Source organism: Psychrobacillus sp. FSL K6-1267 (assembly GCF_038003265.1).
Lineage (GTDB): Bacteria > Bacillota > Bacilli > Bacillales_A > Planococcaceae > Psychrobacillus > Psychrobacillus faecigallinarum.
On the sequence record NZ_JBBOOR010000002.1, the window covers coordinates 57,249 to 71,174 of the forward strand.

Below are 13,926 nucleotides of genomic sequence, written 5' to 3' on the forward strand. Positions count from 1 at the left end.
AGTGTTTCATAGCAATTTTTATCTTTTGCTATGCTATTAATCAGCTCAAAGGCTTTTTTTGCGTCCAAAAAGATTTAATTAGTAAAAAACTTTGGGAAAGGGTGTTATTGGTGTCTAAAAACATCGGAGCAGTACAACAAATTTCAGTTATGGAGAGAGTAGGAAGAGAGGTTTTCAATACGGTACCACGAATTGATTGTACATACCGTGTTGAAGTGAGAACTTCGGATGGAGCTATCAGTTATTATGGGTTACGAACTCAAAATAAAGCGGCAGCACGGAAAGAGGCTGTTAAAATTATTAAACAATTGCTCACTAGTAAAGATGACCGAATCCTTTGGAGAATGGCTGGAGAGAGAAATTGGAGTTTAAATGTACCAGTTAATAAAGTATCTAAAATCAAACGAGGACTGAATTGGTTTTTTGACCTCGAAGATGTAGATTAAAAGCAAAAAGAAACCCAAATTTTGAGGCAAAAGTACGCCAAATCCTGCAACTCAATAAAGAATCTACTTCTGTAGAACGTGGAGTTTGGATGTTAGCTGCAGCTTAATAAAAAAACAAGGAGTCATATATGGCCTAAATTATTTGAAAATAAGAGTCATATATGGTATGGTGAGCATACTATGATAAAGTACAGACCAATAATAACAATAGCAGATGAGAACAATCAGGAAGTAGTATCTGATTTCTTAGAAAGGTTAAGACAGCAATCTTTTCATTCAGCGGAAGCTAAAATGCATCTATTATTCATATTACGTGCGTTAGACCTATTAACGGTAACACCATTAAGTGTTTTACAAAACAAGGTGGAGATAACGATTGATCTTGATGGTATGGAACGGACCAAACGGTATGAAATAGTCAAACCATTAGGAGTCAAACCTATCTATGAATTACGTTATGGTTTAAACGAAAATGAACATTTACGTTTCACCTTCTTTCCCTTCTTTTATGATGGGGTAGAATCCTATGTATTTGTTAAGGTTTTTAAGAAGACTAAGCAGCCTCCTAGTGATGAAACAGATCAGATGAGGGACTTAACTTTTCAAATGTTCCAACGAGTTCTTGCTAATCCTGAATTATACTTAGAGGGAGAGGATTAATATGAAAAAGAAACCAAGAAATTTATTAGATGGCCAGTTAACCGCAGGACACCCTGATTTAGAGGAAAAGCTATACGGATTAGGAGCAGTATACGGGAAAATAATCTTCGCTGCTAGAATGGAGAAGGGATTAACTCAGCGAGAGCTTGCTGAAAAAGCGGGTGTTGGTTTAAAAACAGTTACTCGAGCTGAAGGTGGATTCGATAATCTCGGAACATTAAGTTATGAAAATCTATTTAGAGCATTAGATTTAAACACAACTGCAGTAGCAGAAATGATGTATCAATTAACTCACGAGTATAGAGATCAAGAAAGTATGACTGTGATGTATATGTAAGTTTAGTGCATGTAAAATCATCTTAGCTAATTAGGAAACTAATAGAGCTAAGATGATTTTTTTGTTATTATTTTTGATAATTATTTAGCTTGAAGATTGGATAAGAAAGCCTTAGATTTTGTTAAATTAACTTCATTTTTAGTCAAGCTAAAGACCAATATAGCATTTTTGATAGCCTCTTCAGCTTCTTTTTGACTTCCTAATTTCTTAGATAATACAGCTACCATATGAAAAGTTTCGCCTAATAAATAAATAGACTGTTGGGTTTCCAGATAATAGTGTACTTCTTGTATTATTTGTAAACTATCCTCGTATTTTTTTAACTTAAATAGAGAATTAGCATAGTTATAACCCACCCTAGGAATGAGTGTTGGATCTTCTATTATATTTCGCAATTTAATCTTCTGGTAAATTGCATGGTATATTTTATATGCAGATTCATAATTATTTTGAGATAAATTAATTAAACCAATAGAATTTAATATTCCAAAATCAAGCTCTGAAACAGCATTATTTACTTTCACAAGAGGCCTCAAAATATTTAACGCTTTTATAGCGTTATTATCCCTCTTGTGTAAAAGAACTGCCCGATGCATTAGAATAAATTTCCTAAATTCTTTATAAGTATAAGTTGAACTTATTTTTTTTAATAACTCACCACAATTTTCTAATGTTATTTCTAAGGATAAATAATCTTCGTTGTAAGTAAACTCTCTACATAATTTTTTTAATCTCACCACTTCTTCATTAAAGGGAAATAAAGATTGAAAAGGAATTTCTAACTTCATACAAATTTCATTTAGGATTTCTAATCTAGGTAGTTGTTTTCCTTTTTCTACTCTGTAAATAGTAGTATAATCACACAATCCATCAGCTAACTCTTTCATAGATAATCCTTTTTCTTTTCTGAAATATGATAATTTACTACCTAATCCTTCAAGCACTTTTTACCCCCTTATCTGACACAATATTGCATAACATCCTATATATTATAATTTAAGTATAACTTATACTGAATATATGTTACACAAAAGAAGGAGAAAAAGATGAAGAAAAAAAATAGAATTATTTGTTCTTTATTAATTGCAATTGGTTTCTTTGTTAATTTTCCTAGCAGCAGTGATTATAATTATAGTCCAGTATCTTTGGATTCTTTAATTAGCATTCAAAATGAAGATGATACGCTCGATGGAAAACATTGATGTAACCTCTTAAAAGATTATAAATTTATAAATATACTAAGTTGGTGGAGTTAATTGGAAGTAGAAGGTAAAATGAAAAAAAGCAACAAATTAATAGATGGAATAATTTCCTAAGGTCTTTTAACAGCAATTTTATAATTTTCAAATCGATTCTGAGGAACGACTAGGATTTGTATTTTGATACATTTGGGAGGTAAATTTACCTCCCTTTTTATATGGAATTAGAAGTATTATATGATTAAATATGGTATAATTAGAGGGTAATAGAATTCGGTTTCGAGGGCGGTTAGAGCATCTTTTTCTCCCATTACTTCACTAAATGTGAAGGGAAAGGAGATGATCTACATGACAATTTTTGAATCGCTAAGTATCATGATTGGTTTCAGTACACTGATCGTAACTATACTTGCTTTGTCATATACTTTTTCACAAAAAAAGTAAACCGCCCCTTAGCCGTGAAAGCAATTTGGGACGGTTTACTTACCTAATGCGCTAATCGCCTTTGAAGCGATACTATTACATGACTACTTGATGCTGGAACATCAAGTAGTCTTTTTTATTTATTCATCTTATACCATTATTATACCACTTATACGTCTGTTTTCAAGCCATACTATTTATAAGGCGTAATATCCAACAAACGTTTTATAAAAATCATCTTAAATACTATACATACGTTTTCCCTTGCTTCACCCAATTAACTATTTGCTCGTAATCTTTTTTTAACAAGTTATATTCAAGAGTAATTTTTTCATAAGTTTGTTTCATCTCATCATAACTTTTCATTGCTAACTGCAGGTGATTTTCTATAGTCGGTGAGTCGGTTGTTTCTTGTGTTAATACTGATACTTCTATTTTAGTTGATTCCCTTATAAAAAGGGTAGGGCGAAGATTTTTATTCCATCTAAAAGCGCAGGCTTGTTTTGAACGACCTAATAAAATGCTTGCTTCTTCAAAACCTGATATTTGTGTCTGTCCTTGCTCTATTTTATTTAAGATTATTTCTTTTAAAAGATTGTCATCTTCCAGAGTCCAACTATCTTTTCTAAGCTTTACACTCATGTTACCACCCTTTGCTTTTTTTATAACATATGCAAAGTGGGCATAAAAGAATCAAAAAAATGAATTTTTTCTTAAAGTAAAAAAGAGGTATAGGAATCTAATGATGTCATTCCTAACATTTGCGAGTAAAGAAAAGCTCTATACCATTAACTATGAGATAGAGCTTCCTTGCTATTTTTAAATATTATATAGAAATGTAGTATCATAAATATACCATATAGAGTCGGTAAGAAAGAATTTAAGCTTAAAGTATAATAGCCCCATGCTATACCTCATATCATTGAGTTTATAGAAAAAACAAGGAATTTCCTCTAAAGATGGGATATTCCCTCCAGATATATATTCATTTAATTAATGGAACTTAGCATAATATAAATATCTAATTGTTTTAGTAGATTATTATGATAATTCAGTTTATAATGGAAATAACAAAATTTAGGAGGTTTTTTATGAAAAAACTATTAAAGTCTATTTCTATTTTTTTACTCGTATTATTATCATTTTCTTCTTTCCAATTAAAACCTGCTTCAGCTGATAGCCCAGAATCCGATTCGACTCTTAGTGTTGAGTATCCTATTGATTTAATAGAACCCTTAGGGGAAGATGATGAGCTTCCTTTCTGCCAAGGAACCTTCAATAGTCCCGATGGAGAATCTTATGTGACCATACAAACAAACACTGGTTCAGTTAATCGTTCAATACAATTTGGATTTTTCATAAAACCAAGTGCTTACCACAAATACAGACCTGGAGTAGATGTATTTGCGTCGGCATGGGTAAATAATGTTAAAGCTAATTCACCATACCCAGGTCACTATGAAGTTCCGGAGTATAATTTTCATGGTAGTATGAAGGTTTATCAGGTATCAGGTAAAAATTATAATCTTAAATCCGGTGATATAGTTAGACTTTATTGGTCAGGATCTAACCCTACATCGATTAACGGTGTTAAAAATGTCACGTTGCTTAACCTTGAATGTGCAGTAAAATAAAATTCCCAGATAGAAGGTTAAAAGATGCCAAAATGGAAACGAGAAAATATTATATTCGATAGTTTTTACGAAGCAGATGTATGGGCTGATTCAATAGGAAATGAAATTTATGCAAGACTGTATGATGGTTATGACACACCTGATTATAAAATTGCTTATTCCTTAGCTTTTAGACTTGCTGGGATGAAGGAATTAAGAGTCCTTACAGAAATCACATTGGATGAAGATGATAGAAGATATAAAGTTTGGGTAAAATCTTCTTAGAAATTCGTGAGTAAGGGTTACAAGGTGAATAAGGGTAAAAAACCCACTACCATTAAGGTAACGGGCTTCTCTTTATTTAGCAGCTAATTCTTTCCGTAGTTTGTAACTCCTCATTTGTTAATTTTCAAATCGATTTTGAGGAACAACTAGGATTGGTATTTTGAAAAATTTGGTAGTTAAATTTAGCTCCTTTTTTATCCGTAGGTTTCAAAGAGAAGTGTTCCGCTCCTTAAAACCCGGAAAATAGTGAAAGGATATTTGCCTCATATACTGCGTCAGTTAGAGACAGTAATTGCAGGAGTTATTGACGCAGTAAAAAACCCTGTTATATTGCATATTCATTAAAGATCATCTTATCCTTAAAGCCTGTTATTTACAGACATAAACAAATCTGCTAACATATTGTTAATACTATTTCTTTTCTTTTTTTATGCAAACCTTCCTTCATGACTGGTTCTGCGGTGACTATTAAATTATGGCCTTTGGGCTGATTGTGTTTCATAGTTTTTTACTATGTTAATAATCAACCCAAGGGTCTTTTTTGTGTTCATTTATAAAAGGGATAGTAAAAATTTTGGGAGAGGGTGTTATGTATGAGTGAATCTACTCTACAAGGAAGAATGAATGCTATGAAAGAGGGAGTGTTAAATTTATTAAAAAAAAAAGGGAGTTATATTGAGCATTGTCCTAAGCAAGGTTTTATCTATCGCTATATTGGTTCTATTGCCGAAGTAGTGGGAAAAGACCTTGCGGATAAATTTGGAGAAATTGTAGATCTAGCAATAGGATTTAGAGATGGAACGTTATATTTACTAGCTATTAAAAAGATTGCATAATATATTAGAAATGATATAACAAGCCTGAGAGAGTTCAAATAACTTAGTTAAGAGAAAAAGGATTCTGAATATGGAATCCTTTTCTTTTTATTAAAAAGGAGAGTAGCATGTCAGCTAATATAAATAAATCATTTGAGTGGGATGAAAAAAGTGAAGATACAGTAAAAGGGGTAGTCAATCAAAAAAATTTAGTTAGCCTTTCCACACTTATCTTAGAAAATGCGATTTCTACTATTGGAATTAAAAATGGATATTTTAAAGTGGAACCTAGCTTAACGTTTGAGTTAGTAAGCTTTGAATTATATAAAATCGATATTAATGATTACGATGGTTAATAAAACTTGTCGCTGTCCATCTACCATACGTTCTCGTAGGACACCCGGATTATTCATTGTAGGAGCTTTAAACCATAGGTCTAATAATAAGTGCTTACCTTCTATTCTCGGTCTCATGCTCGTCCCATCCATTCAACAAAGTATAAACGATATACCTGGTAATAGAGAGGCAAAAGAGAATCCTTTTAAGGATTCTTTCTTTTAATAAAAAAATTAGGGGAGAGAAAAAAATGCAAACAAACCAAATAACTATGATTGAATTTCTAGAACAATTATCAGGTGAGCTAACAATTCCACCAGTGAAGCAAATAGAGGACATACGCTCGGATAAACAAAAAGGTAATTCCATTTCCTATGACGTGGGCGAAAAGATAGGCGGAGCAGCAAAAGATATAAGTGCATATAGAGTAAATTTTCTATCGAAACCTTCTTTGGCACTTTTAAAAGAAATAGAAAGTATGGATGTACGTGTAGCAGCTGAGGTACTAAAGAGAGAGACATTCTTTTCCTGGTTCTCCCTAGAGTATTGTAGGGAGCGTGGAGTCCGTCCTGGAGTGGCTAAGGCCATACAGTTGTTTATTAGACGTATACCAAAGGAGTCTTCTGATTCAGCTGAAGCACGTGAGAAATATACTCGTACCCTCCTAATCTTAAGTAAAGGACTAGAAGGAGTTCATACTGTTGAGGAATTTTTAAGTTTCTATAGATATATTTCTGCTCTTTTATCTGCAGACTATTTCGTCAGAAGAGCAAGGAGTCATGAAAAGTTCAAGTCTCAAGAAAAAGAATATTTGATGCTAAAAGATTTAGCAGATGATTTAGCCTTGAAGGACTTCGATGGACCTTTTAAAAATTATTTTTTTAAAACATCCTCCCAAGACTCTATTTTCAAATACATTAATGAGGAAAATTGGGATGCTGTTCTACCAACTCCAAAAGCGAATAAAGAAACGAGTAATAAACCACAAGGACATAGCTGGAAGAGAGACATTCCTAGTAATCCAATTAGAAATGCGGGAAGTTCATTTTACATTTCCACTCCAGAAGAATTTGTACATGCCTATGGTTTTCGAGCTTGTGAATTTGGCAATTGGGTGGAGGATGATAAAGCAGCTTTCCATCTGACTAAGGCTTCTGAAGCATACATTGATCTGGCAGAGATTTTAACTATACCCAAAAAAGCAGTGAGCCTTAATGGTTTATTAGCAATGGCCTTTGGTGCGAGAGGTAGTGGAAAAGCATTAGGACATTATGAATCTTCTAAAAATGTCATTAACTTAACCAAACATAATGGGTCTCTTGGTATTTTAGCTCATGAATGGTTCCATGCATTAGACAGCTATTTATACAATGCTAGTCATAGCTTTGAAAATGGCAAGATTGGATTCCTCTCTAAAACAACAGAAGGAACAGCAATCTTTGAAGTACAAGACCAGATGAACAACTTGCTAAAAGCTATTAAAGAAGGTACTTCTATCGCCCACATAGATGTGAGAAATGTAAAAAACACATATACCGTTTATGAACCTTTTGAAGCTTTGTATCAAGCAGTAAAAGGTAATCTTCAGTCTTTTATGGATATTGAGGTTAGAGACTTTGACGGGAAGGTACAACGCCAATTAGATGGGTGTGTATCTACTACGTACAGAGAAAAAGAGATTAAAAAGTATGCTACTAAACGTAAGAGATTTATTCGAGAAAAAGCTGAGGCTTTAGCTCAATACCATTTTAAAAAGACTGGTGAGCAAGTACTCAGAGTTCCATACACTGTAAACCATTCGACCCTTTTACAAAGTTCTATTGAAATGGATAAAGGGGTTCTCGGAAAGTACTGGAGTTCCAATGTAGAACTGGTCGCTAGAGCATTTGAAAGCTATGTAATAAAAGAATTAAAGCAGCTTCGCTGGACTAGTGATTATTTAGTATGTGGTATTGGAGGAAACATTTATCCAGGAGGAGAAGAAAAGGAACGGATTCATGCTGCTATGGGTGAGTTTATTAATTTAGTAAGACCAATATTAATAAAAGGTTGTGGTTATGATGAATAGCAAATTAGAGTATTTTTTGAAAATAGAAGTAAATGAGAGTATGGAAATTATAGAGGATATAATTACTTATGAACCTTTAGGTGATATGTCTAGAGAAACATTTATAAAAAATAATTTAAACTCAATCTGTCCATCATTTGCAACGTTTTTTGATTCAGTTAATATCTTATTTGATGGTTATGCTTTTATGATGGTGAATACTCCAATCATTGAATTAACAATTGATAATTTCCATCGAGATATTGTAGGAACTTTCCTAGTAGCGAAGACATTTGACCAGAGAAAAAATCAAAAAGCAATAGGATTTAGTTCAGAAAAAGAACTCCTAAAATCAAAGGATAAGCTAAATATCAAATATAGATATGTCGGAGAAATGAGAGATATATTTATTTGAAGTTGGCCATAATAAAAAAAGTAAGTGAGTTTATTCTTTACGTTAGATTAAAGGGAGTTATTGATATGAACACTATTGGACTAGAACAAATAATGATCAAAGATATTTTTCAAATCGTCAGAGAACATATTGCGGATAGGTTAGCACCTATAGACGAATATTTTGAATTAAAAAATATTGCAATTGTAGGAAGTCGAATTAAAGGAACCCACAAGCATGATAGTGATCTGGATATAGCATTTGAATACCGAGGAGCTATTCTTTCTGATTCCATGTGCGATATTTTAAACGGAGATGAACCATTGTATATAGAAAATATTAAAGTTGATTTTATTCCTAACTCCCTAGAGAAGGGTGAAAAAATGATTTTTAACAGTCATATGATTTCTCCGATTTCTAGAAAGTTAATTAATCATATTGACCGAGGATAAACAAGAATTTTTTGCATACTTTAACCTGTCGAAATTTGGCTTTTCAATTTATAATTGAAATGTTATAATGACATTGTTAAAAGCGATACCCATTTGGTATCCGCAGGTGCTGACTAATTACGCTCTTTGGAGCCTTATGTAGATTTCTACATATTGGTATTCAAAGGGCTTTTTTTATTGGTCAATTTGCAGAAAAAGGAGAAATGAAAAATGAAAAATATCACAAAGATTGATTATATTAGCTTAGATGAAATAAAAGGTTATGAATTTGGCTTAATTGTACATTTAGAAGAACCCATGCAGCCTGTAGAAGTTTTGGTTATTCACCATGAATCATATATGACCAGGACTTTAGATTTTACTGAAGGTGTATCAAACGCAGAGAACATTGCAGAAAGTTTTATTCAAAGAGGATTTAATTGTAACGGCTTGAAATTTAGTGGAATCTCCAATTACCACTTACCTATAGAAGAGGAAAATGTAAATGTCTCAATTATTTAACAGTAATTATAGTTTTTCTTTCCTGTGTGAGTTATAATAAATGTAATATTTTTTTCTTTCTTTTTTTGCAAGTCCTCTTATGGGATTCTGCGGTGACGATTAATATAAAGTCTTTGGACTAATTGTGTTTATAGTGTTTTTTACGCTATATAAACAATCATTCCAAAGGCTTTTTTTGTTGTTGTAAGAAAAAAATATATAAAACTTTGGGAAAGGGTGTTAATTAATGGCTAAAACCTCGTACAAACGAAAAACAGCCGAAGAAATGCAAGAGGAGGTCCAAGTATTACTGGATACACTTCAAACGGGGGTACTAAATTTTCAATATGAACCTGAAGCTTTTAAAGCTATGTTAGCTATGCAGTCGTTAATACCAACCTATTCATTTAGGAATATGATGTTAATACGTGCTCAGATGCCACATGCTAGATTTATTGCTTCCTTTCTAAAATGGAAAGAATTAAACCGTTCTGTGCGTAAAGGAGAGAAAGCATTGCGTGTTCTAGCACCTCGTATTATTAAAGAGATAGACGAAGCTTCAGGAATCGAGGAATCTAAATTAATTGGATATACAAGTGTACCAGTTTTTGATGTATCACAAACAGATGGTGATCCTCTACCTATTGATGATTATAATCTAGAACTAACTGGAGAATCGGAAGAAGCTATTCGTATATTTGAATGGGTTAAGCTACTCGCTTCTGAAGATAATTGTTCATTAAAGATCGGAGATGCGGAGGGGGCTTGTGGTTATTACAATAGGGTGGAACATTATATAATGGTCGATCAAAACCTTAGTATTAACCATCGAGCAAAAACAGCTGTGCATGAATTGGTTCATAGCAGAGTTCATCGTCATGATACTAAATCATCAAAAGAAGAGAAAGAATGTGTTGCAGAAGGTACCGCCTTTATCATTTGTTCTTACTTTGGCCTAGACACAAGTAATTACTCGTTTGAGTATGTTTACGGTTGGTCTAAAGATAAAGGAGAATCTTTGATTAAATACGGTACTATGATTCAAGAAACTGCTAGCTCATTAATAGCAGGTTTTGAACGGGTAGCAACAGCTCTGTGTATGCCCTTAAACCAAATGAGAGATGTGGAACAAAACAAGATTGTAGCGTAAAAGTAACAAATGAAAATGTGAATTATCAAAGATAATTTATGAGGAGTAACAATTTAACTGTGCATTTTTATTCGATGCCTGGTTTAAATTGTTTTTTTATTAAGGAGAGTGTGTTTTATGACTAAATACTTACAATTGAAAACAAACATAATATGGGAGGAAAAGAAATGATTTTCTTGATTGAACAATTAGCAATACAGAGTTTATTGTTTTTTATGACAATGGGACAAACCCTTTATTATAGTTTTGCAAAATTTGAGCTGCCTAAACAAGTAGAAGTGCAACCACTATGGGGCTATCGTGCTTTAACGGTTCAACCGCTGATACATGAATCTACTGATTGTATAGTTTCACAAAGCACTATGGAAGAGCCAGTAAAATATATAGCATCTCAATTAAACACAGAACAAGAACTGTTCTTAACTAGTTTCTTAAACCAAATCAATCATATTCAAAACGATTGTATAACGCCTCCTTCTAATGAAGAAGTAGAAAACGAAATGTTATCTATGGACGATTGGAAAGAGGAACCTGCTCCTGTTTCTGTAAATAAAAGACTAGCAGCAAAAGCAGATACACGTATTCTGGATAATAAGTTTGGTGAACAACTCTGGGTCATAGAAATAGTTGGAGAGGAACAAGGCTATCTTCATGTAAGTGATGGAAGCGCTAGAGCTTGGGTGGATGCAATTGAATTTGGAACATTTAATAAAGGTGACATTCTATCCATGTTAGTAGATAGAAATGAGCAAAATCATGTGATTGCTAAAGCTATCGATCTTCTTCAAGAAAGATCAATGCATTTTGCAATTGAGGAACATAATTATGGGGATATGGGAGCAGATAGGGATTATAGCTCAATTGCCTCTTAACCATGCCCTAATTAAAGGATACCAATTGAAAAATTGGGTCCTTTCTACTCGATATTTGTTAACGATTAAATAAGTATCAAGTAGAAAGGATATAATAAGTAGGTAATTTATCCTTTATTTTACCATTCTTTAGTTTTATTGAAACATTTGATTGATTAGGTACAATGATATGTATTATCCTTATGGAAGAATATTAAAATAATACATATCCGTGCCATTAATAGGAGGCAAACTTAAAATGAAAAGTGATTTGGATGAAGTGATACAAATTTCACAGTTTTCAAGGAATGAACAAAATAAAGTTTTTGCTTTAGCGAAAGCAGAACAAGTCATTCTTAATCAAATTGAACTAGAATACAAAAAGAAAACAGGCATGATTAACGTTAGATGTTCCGGTGTCCCAGGTGAACCAATGGCAATTACTAACTCTTATTATGCAATGTTACAAAAACAATTAACGACACTCAAACGTACCATTAAATCAAGTGTTAACGAACTGAAAAGCAATTTTATCATGAAAATCAATATATCCGAACAAGGGGAATTTGATTTAGATCTGGTGGATGTAACCATTAAGATTGATTTCCCTAAATTTGAAAATCCAAAGAGTTATACAGTTTTAAATTCGTTTCAAGAATCATTTAGAGTATTAAGACCCTTCGCAGACTATACTAACTCTTTGTCTGTTAGAGGCCATAAATTTCGGTTGTCAGTAATTGAAGCAGATTTAACTTTGTCTGTTGAAGATTTTATAGAGGTTATAGCTTGTCCTATAGTCGGTCCTCGCACAGAAAAGCAATGGTACTCTTTTGCAACAAAGGTTTATAAAGAAGGGAAAAAGCAATATAATTTTAATGTTTCCTTACCATGTATAGATGGCGAGCTTATATGGGATATAAAAGAAAAGAAAATCTTTTTACAACACCAAGAACTGTTTTAGGGGGATTTTAAATGCATACAACACTTTTAAGTGCCATATCCAATATACCTAAGTTTGGAAGTAGAGAATTTACTCCTAATAAAGAATTTAATACAGACGGTCTTATATCATCTTCTACTGAATTGGGCGTAAAGTTATATAGCTGGGGGATTATTGCATTAACGGCAGTTTTTGTTCTCGGAACCTTGATGATGATCCTTTCCGCTATTTTTAAAAATGGTCAGTGGCAAAAACTAGGTCAAAATTTTATGTTCTGGTCCTTTGTTTCTCTTTTATTACTAAGAGGGCTGCCTATATTAATTTTATCTATTAGGAATACGAATGATATTGATTCTTTGTTTAACGAATTTATAGTCTCACTGAGCTACACAGCAGTCTACTTAGGAGTAATCAGTTTAGCCTGCGGTCTAATGTTTAAATTAGGTCATAAATTAATTAAGCATCCTGAGTTTTATCGGCGCTCCAAAACTTTGTTTATGGTTTCCATCATAATGGTCAGCCTCTCTATTTTAATACCTAACGTTTTTCCACAAGTATAATTCTTGTAGATTAGGAGTAGTCGAGTTTGGTATAATAAAAGAAATAAATAATTAAAAGGGTGTACCCCTCAAATATACACATTCCATTCTTTTGGATATGTGATATTTGAGGGGTATTTTTGTTGATAGGAGTTACAAGTATAATGAATATTTTATTTATAGAAAATAATTCGAATCCAAATTTATTTTTAAAGGAGCTCATGCCTCTTCTCTTCCCACAGAGTAATCAAATATTTTGTACACATAGGGATTGGATAGAGGAAGTGGAAAAGTCAAAGCAGCTGGGCAACCAAAAATTAAACCTGGTTCTTTACTTCTCTAAAACCATTGCAAGAGATTTAAAATGTATTTCTACTTCTTGCAATAAAGAAGGCATTCCAGTTCTATGTATCATCGATGAGTATTCCTTAGCTGATTTTCAAGGATTAGTCGAGGAGAAAGTACAAGGATTGATACAAACAAGTGAAACCTCACTAAAAGAAATAAAAGAAACTATGGAGTTAATTCTAAATGGGGGATTTTTCCTTAAAGCACCTAAAAAGTAGATACTTCTTATGTTATTGTTTACATTTATAAAATAATATTATATTATAACTGTAACGAATAATATAAAAGGGAGTTTTTGGGATGAATAAAAATACTATTGTAATTATTGGTGGTAATCAAGAAAAGACTTTTCAAACAATCGGCAACAAAAAAGGATGCGACGTATTGTTCCATTCAGGAAAAGCACGAAATGGAGGAGTAAAAAGTGTTTTTAGACCACTCATAGACAAGGCAGATTGTGTTGTGCTGCTCTTAGGATCCGTGGGACATATTACGATGGAATTAGTTAGAGAACTCTGTAAAGAAACAAATACAACGCTCATCTTTCATAAAGGAAAGGGGGCAAGTGGTGCTATTAATAATGGCTTACTAGCCATAGCGGGGTGATTAAT

Annotated in this window: 21 protein-coding genes; 19 read left to right on the top strand and 2 right to left on the bottom strand. The window is 32.7% G+C overall.

Annotated elements, in window-relative coordinates; translation table 11 throughout:
* The first annotated feature begins 110 nt into the window (after nt 1-110).
* The 3 genes from MHB55_RS21735 (at nt 111) to MHB55_RS21745 (ending at nt 1,443) form a co-directional block, all read left to right on the top strand.
* A complete protein-coding gene (locus tag MHB55_RS21735; RefSeq protein WP_340845248.1) occupies nt 111-446 on the top strand; it encodes a DUF6018 family natural product bioysynthesis protein in 336 nt (111 codons plus the stop codon).
* Nucleotides 447-626: 180 nt separating this feature from the next.
* Nucleotides 627-1,106 (top strand): hypothetical protein, encoded by a 480-nt coding sequence (locus tag MHB55_RS21740; protein WP_340845247.1) that lies wholly within the window; start codon nt 627-629, stop codon nt 1,104-1,106.
* 1 nt (nt 1,107) lies between these two features.
* The gene (locus MHB55_RS21745) at nt 1,108-1,443 is read left to right on the top strand and encodes a helix-turn-helix domain-containing protein (protein ID WP_340845246.1); all 336 of its coding nucleotides are present in this window, start codon (nt 1,108-1,110) and stop codon (nt 1,441-1,443) included.
* 80 nt (nt 1,444-1,523) lie between these two features.
* Here MHB55_RS21745 and MHB55_RS21750 read toward each other — a convergent pair whose 3' ends face one another.
* Nucleotides 1,524-2,387 carry a helix-turn-helix domain-containing protein gene (locus tag MHB55_RS21750; RefSeq protein WP_340845245.1) on the bottom strand — a complete coding sequence of 288 codons (864 nt, stop codon included), beginning with the start codon at nt 2,385-2,387 and terminating at the stop codon, nt 1,524-1,526.
* 102 nt (nt 2,388-2,489) lie between these two features.
* Here MHB55_RS21750 and MHB55_RS21755 point away from each other — a divergent pair, with 102 nt between their 5' ends.
* Complete coding sequence (locus tag MHB55_RS21755) at nt 2,490-2,645, top strand: hypothetical protein (RefSeq protein ID WP_340845244.1); 156 nt, start codon at nt 2,490-2,492, stop codon at nt 2,643-2,645.
* Between the two features lie 345 nt (nt 2,646-2,990).
* A complete protein-coding gene (locus MHB55_RS21760) occupies nt 2,991-3,086 on the top strand; it encodes a putative holin-like toxin (RefSeq protein WP_340845243.1) in 96 nt (31 codons plus the stop codon).
* Between the two features lie 225 nt (nt 3,087-3,311).
* Here MHB55_RS21760 and MHB55_RS21765 read toward each other — a convergent pair whose 3' ends face one another.
* Nucleotides 3,312-3,707: a transcriptional regulator gene (locus MHB55_RS21765; RefSeq protein WP_340845242.1), complete on the bottom strand. Its 396-nt coding sequence runs from the start codon at nt 3,705-3,707 to the stop codon at nt 3,312-3,314.
* Nucleotides 3,708-4,156: 449 nt separating this feature from the next.
* Between MHB55_RS21765 and MHB55_RS21770 the strand changes: the two genes are divergently transcribed.
* The 14 genes from MHB55_RS21770 (at nt 4,157) to MHB55_RS21835 (ending at nt 13,921) form a co-directional block, all read left to right on the top strand.
* Nucleotides 4,157-4,699, top strand: a complete 543-nt coding sequence (locus tag MHB55_RS21770; protein ID WP_340845241.1) for a hypothetical protein — start codon at nt 4,157-4,159, stop codon at nt 4,697-4,699.
* Nucleotides 4,700-4,723: 24 nt separating this feature from the next.
* Nucleotides 4,724-4,963, top strand: a complete 240-nt coding sequence (locus MHB55_RS21775; protein ID WP_251554764.1) for a hypothetical protein — start codon at nt 4,724-4,726, stop codon at nt 4,961-4,963.
* A 593-nt stretch (nt 4,964-5,556) separates the two neighbouring features.
* Nucleotides 5,557-5,799: a hypothetical protein gene (locus tag MHB55_RS21780; RefSeq protein WP_340845239.1), complete on the top strand. Its 243-nt coding sequence runs from the start codon at nt 5,557-5,559 to the stop codon at nt 5,797-5,799.
* Between the two features lie 107 nt (nt 5,800-5,906).
* Nucleotides 5,907-6,134 (top strand): hypothetical protein, encoded by a 228-nt coding sequence (locus MHB55_RS21785; RefSeq protein WP_340845238.1) that lies wholly within the window; start codon nt 5,907-5,909, stop codon nt 6,132-6,134.
* A 230-nt stretch (nt 6,135-6,364) separates the two neighbouring features.
* Nucleotides 6,365-8,182: an LPD1 domain-containing protein gene (locus MHB55_RS21790; protein ID WP_340845237.1), complete on the top strand. Its 1,818-nt coding sequence runs from the start codon at nt 6,365-6,367 to the stop codon at nt 8,180-8,182.
* Nucleotides 8,175-8,576 (top strand): hypothetical protein, encoded by a 402-nt coding sequence (locus MHB55_RS21795; RefSeq protein WP_340845236.1) that lies wholly within the window; start codon nt 8,175-8,177, stop codon nt 8,574-8,576. Before MHB55_RS21790 ends, MHB55_RS21795 begins: the two co-directional genes overlap by 8 nt.
* Before the next feature lie 65 nt (nt 8,577-8,641).
* Nucleotides 8,642-9,007, top strand: coding sequence for a nucleotidyltransferase domain-containing protein (locus MHB55_RS21800; RefSeq protein ID WP_340845235.1), 366 nt, complete (start codon nt 8,642-8,644; stop codon nt 9,005-9,007).
* A 210-nt stretch (nt 9,008-9,217) separates the two neighbouring features.
* Nucleotides 9,218-9,508, top strand: coding sequence for a hypothetical protein (locus MHB55_RS21805; protein WP_251554740.1), 291 nt, complete (start codon nt 9,218-9,220; stop codon nt 9,506-9,508).
* Nucleotides 9,509-9,734: 226 nt separating this feature from the next.
* Nucleotides 9,735-10,637: an ArdC family protein gene (locus MHB55_RS21810; protein ID WP_340845234.1), complete on the top strand. Its 903-nt coding sequence runs from the start codon at nt 9,735-9,737 to the stop codon at nt 10,635-10,637.
* 167 nt (nt 10,638-10,804) lie between these two features.
* The gene (locus MHB55_RS21815; protein ID WP_340845233.1) at nt 10,805-11,509 is read left to right on the top strand and encodes a hypothetical protein; all 705 of its coding nucleotides are present in this window, start codon (nt 10,805-10,807) and stop codon (nt 11,507-11,509) included.
* A 238-nt stretch (nt 11,510-11,747) separates the two neighbouring features.
* Entirely contained in the window at nt 11,748-12,449 is a 702-nt protein-coding gene (locus MHB55_RS21820) for a hypothetical protein (protein WP_340845232.1), read from the top strand.
* Nucleotides 12,450-12,460: 11 nt separating this feature from the next.
* Complete coding sequence (locus MHB55_RS21825; RefSeq protein WP_340845231.1) at nt 12,461-12,988, top strand: hypothetical protein; 528 nt, start codon at nt 12,461-12,463, stop codon at nt 12,986-12,988.
* Between the two features lie 143 nt (nt 12,989-13,131).
* A complete protein-coding gene (locus MHB55_RS21830) occupies nt 13,132-13,533 on the top strand; it encodes a hypothetical protein (RefSeq protein WP_251554708.1) in 402 nt (133 codons plus the stop codon).
* Nucleotides 13,534-13,615: 82 nt separating this feature from the next.
* The gene (locus MHB55_RS21835) at nt 13,616-13,921 is read left to right on the top strand and encodes a DUF2325 domain-containing protein (protein ID WP_340845230.1); all 306 of its coding nucleotides are present in this window, start codon (nt 13,616-13,618) and stop codon (nt 13,919-13,921) included.
* The last annotated feature ends 5 nt before the right edge of the window (nt 13,922-13,926 follow it).

Coding starts and splice junctions, on each gene's coding strand:
- MHB55_RS21740 (WP_340845247.1), top strand. CDS start 627: ATGATAAAGTACAGACCAATAATAACAATAGCAGATGAGAACAATCAG.
- MHB55_RS21745 (WP_340845246.1), top strand. CDS start 1,108: ATGAAAAAGAAACCAAGAAATTTATTAGATGGCCAGTTAACCGCAGGA.
- MHB55_RS21755 (WP_340845244.1), top strand. CDS start 2,490: ATGAAGAAAAAAAATAGAATTATTTGTTCTTTATTAATTGCAATTGGT.
- MHB55_RS21760 (WP_340845243.1), top strand. CDS start 2,991: ATGACAATTTTTGAATCGCTAAGTATCATGATTGGTTTCAGTACACTG.
- MHB55_RS21765 (WP_340845242.1), bottom strand. CDS start 3,707: ATGAGTGTAAAGCTTAGAAAAGATAGTTGGACTCTGGAAGATGACAAT.
- MHB55_RS21770 (WP_340845241.1), top strand. CDS start 4,157: ATGAAAAAACTATTAAAGTCTATTTCTATTTTTTTACTCGTATTATTA.
- MHB55_RS21775 (WP_251554764.1), top strand. CDS start 4,724: ATGCCAAAATGGAAACGAGAAAATATTATATTCGATAGTTTTTACGAA.
- MHB55_RS21780 (WP_340845239.1), top strand. CDS start 5,557: ATGAGTGAATCTACTCTACAAGGAAGAATGAATGCTATGAAAGAGGGA.
- MHB55_RS21785 (WP_340845238.1), top strand. CDS start 5,907: ATGTCAGCTAATATAAATAAATCATTTGAGTGGGATGAAAAAAGTGAA.
- MHB55_RS21790 (WP_340845237.1), top strand. CDS start 6,365: ATGCAAACAAACCAAATAACTATGATTGAATTTCTAGAACAATTATCA.
- MHB55_RS21795 (WP_340845236.1), top strand. CDS start 8,175: ATGAATAGCAAATTAGAGTATTTTTTGAAAATAGAAGTAAATGAGAGT.
- MHB55_RS21800 (WP_340845235.1), top strand. CDS start 8,642: ATGAACACTATTGGACTAGAACAAATAATGATCAAAGATATTTTTCAA.
- MHB55_RS21805 (WP_251554740.1), top strand. CDS start 9,218: ATGAAAAATATCACAAAGATTGATTATATTAGCTTAGATGAAATAAAA.
- MHB55_RS21810 (WP_340845234.1), top strand. CDS start 9,735: ATGGCTAAAACCTCGTACAAACGAAAAACAGCCGAAGAAATGCAAGAG.
- MHB55_RS21815 (WP_340845233.1), top strand. CDS start 10,805: ATGATTTTCTTGATTGAACAATTAGCAATACAGAGTTTATTGTTTTTT.
- MHB55_RS21820 (WP_340845232.1), top strand. CDS start 11,748: ATGAAAAGTGATTTGGATGAAGTGATACAAATTTCACAGTTTTCAAGG.
- MHB55_RS21825 (WP_340845231.1), top strand. CDS start 12,461: ATGCATACAACACTTTTAAGTGCCATATCCAATATACCTAAGTTTGGA.
- MHB55_RS21830 (WP_251554708.1), top strand. CDS start 13,132: ATGAATATTTTATTTATAGAAAATAATTCGAATCCAAATTTATTTTTA.
- MHB55_RS21835 (WP_340845230.1), top strand. CDS start 13,616: ATGAATAAAAATACTATTGTAATTATTGGTGGTAATCAAGAAAAGACT.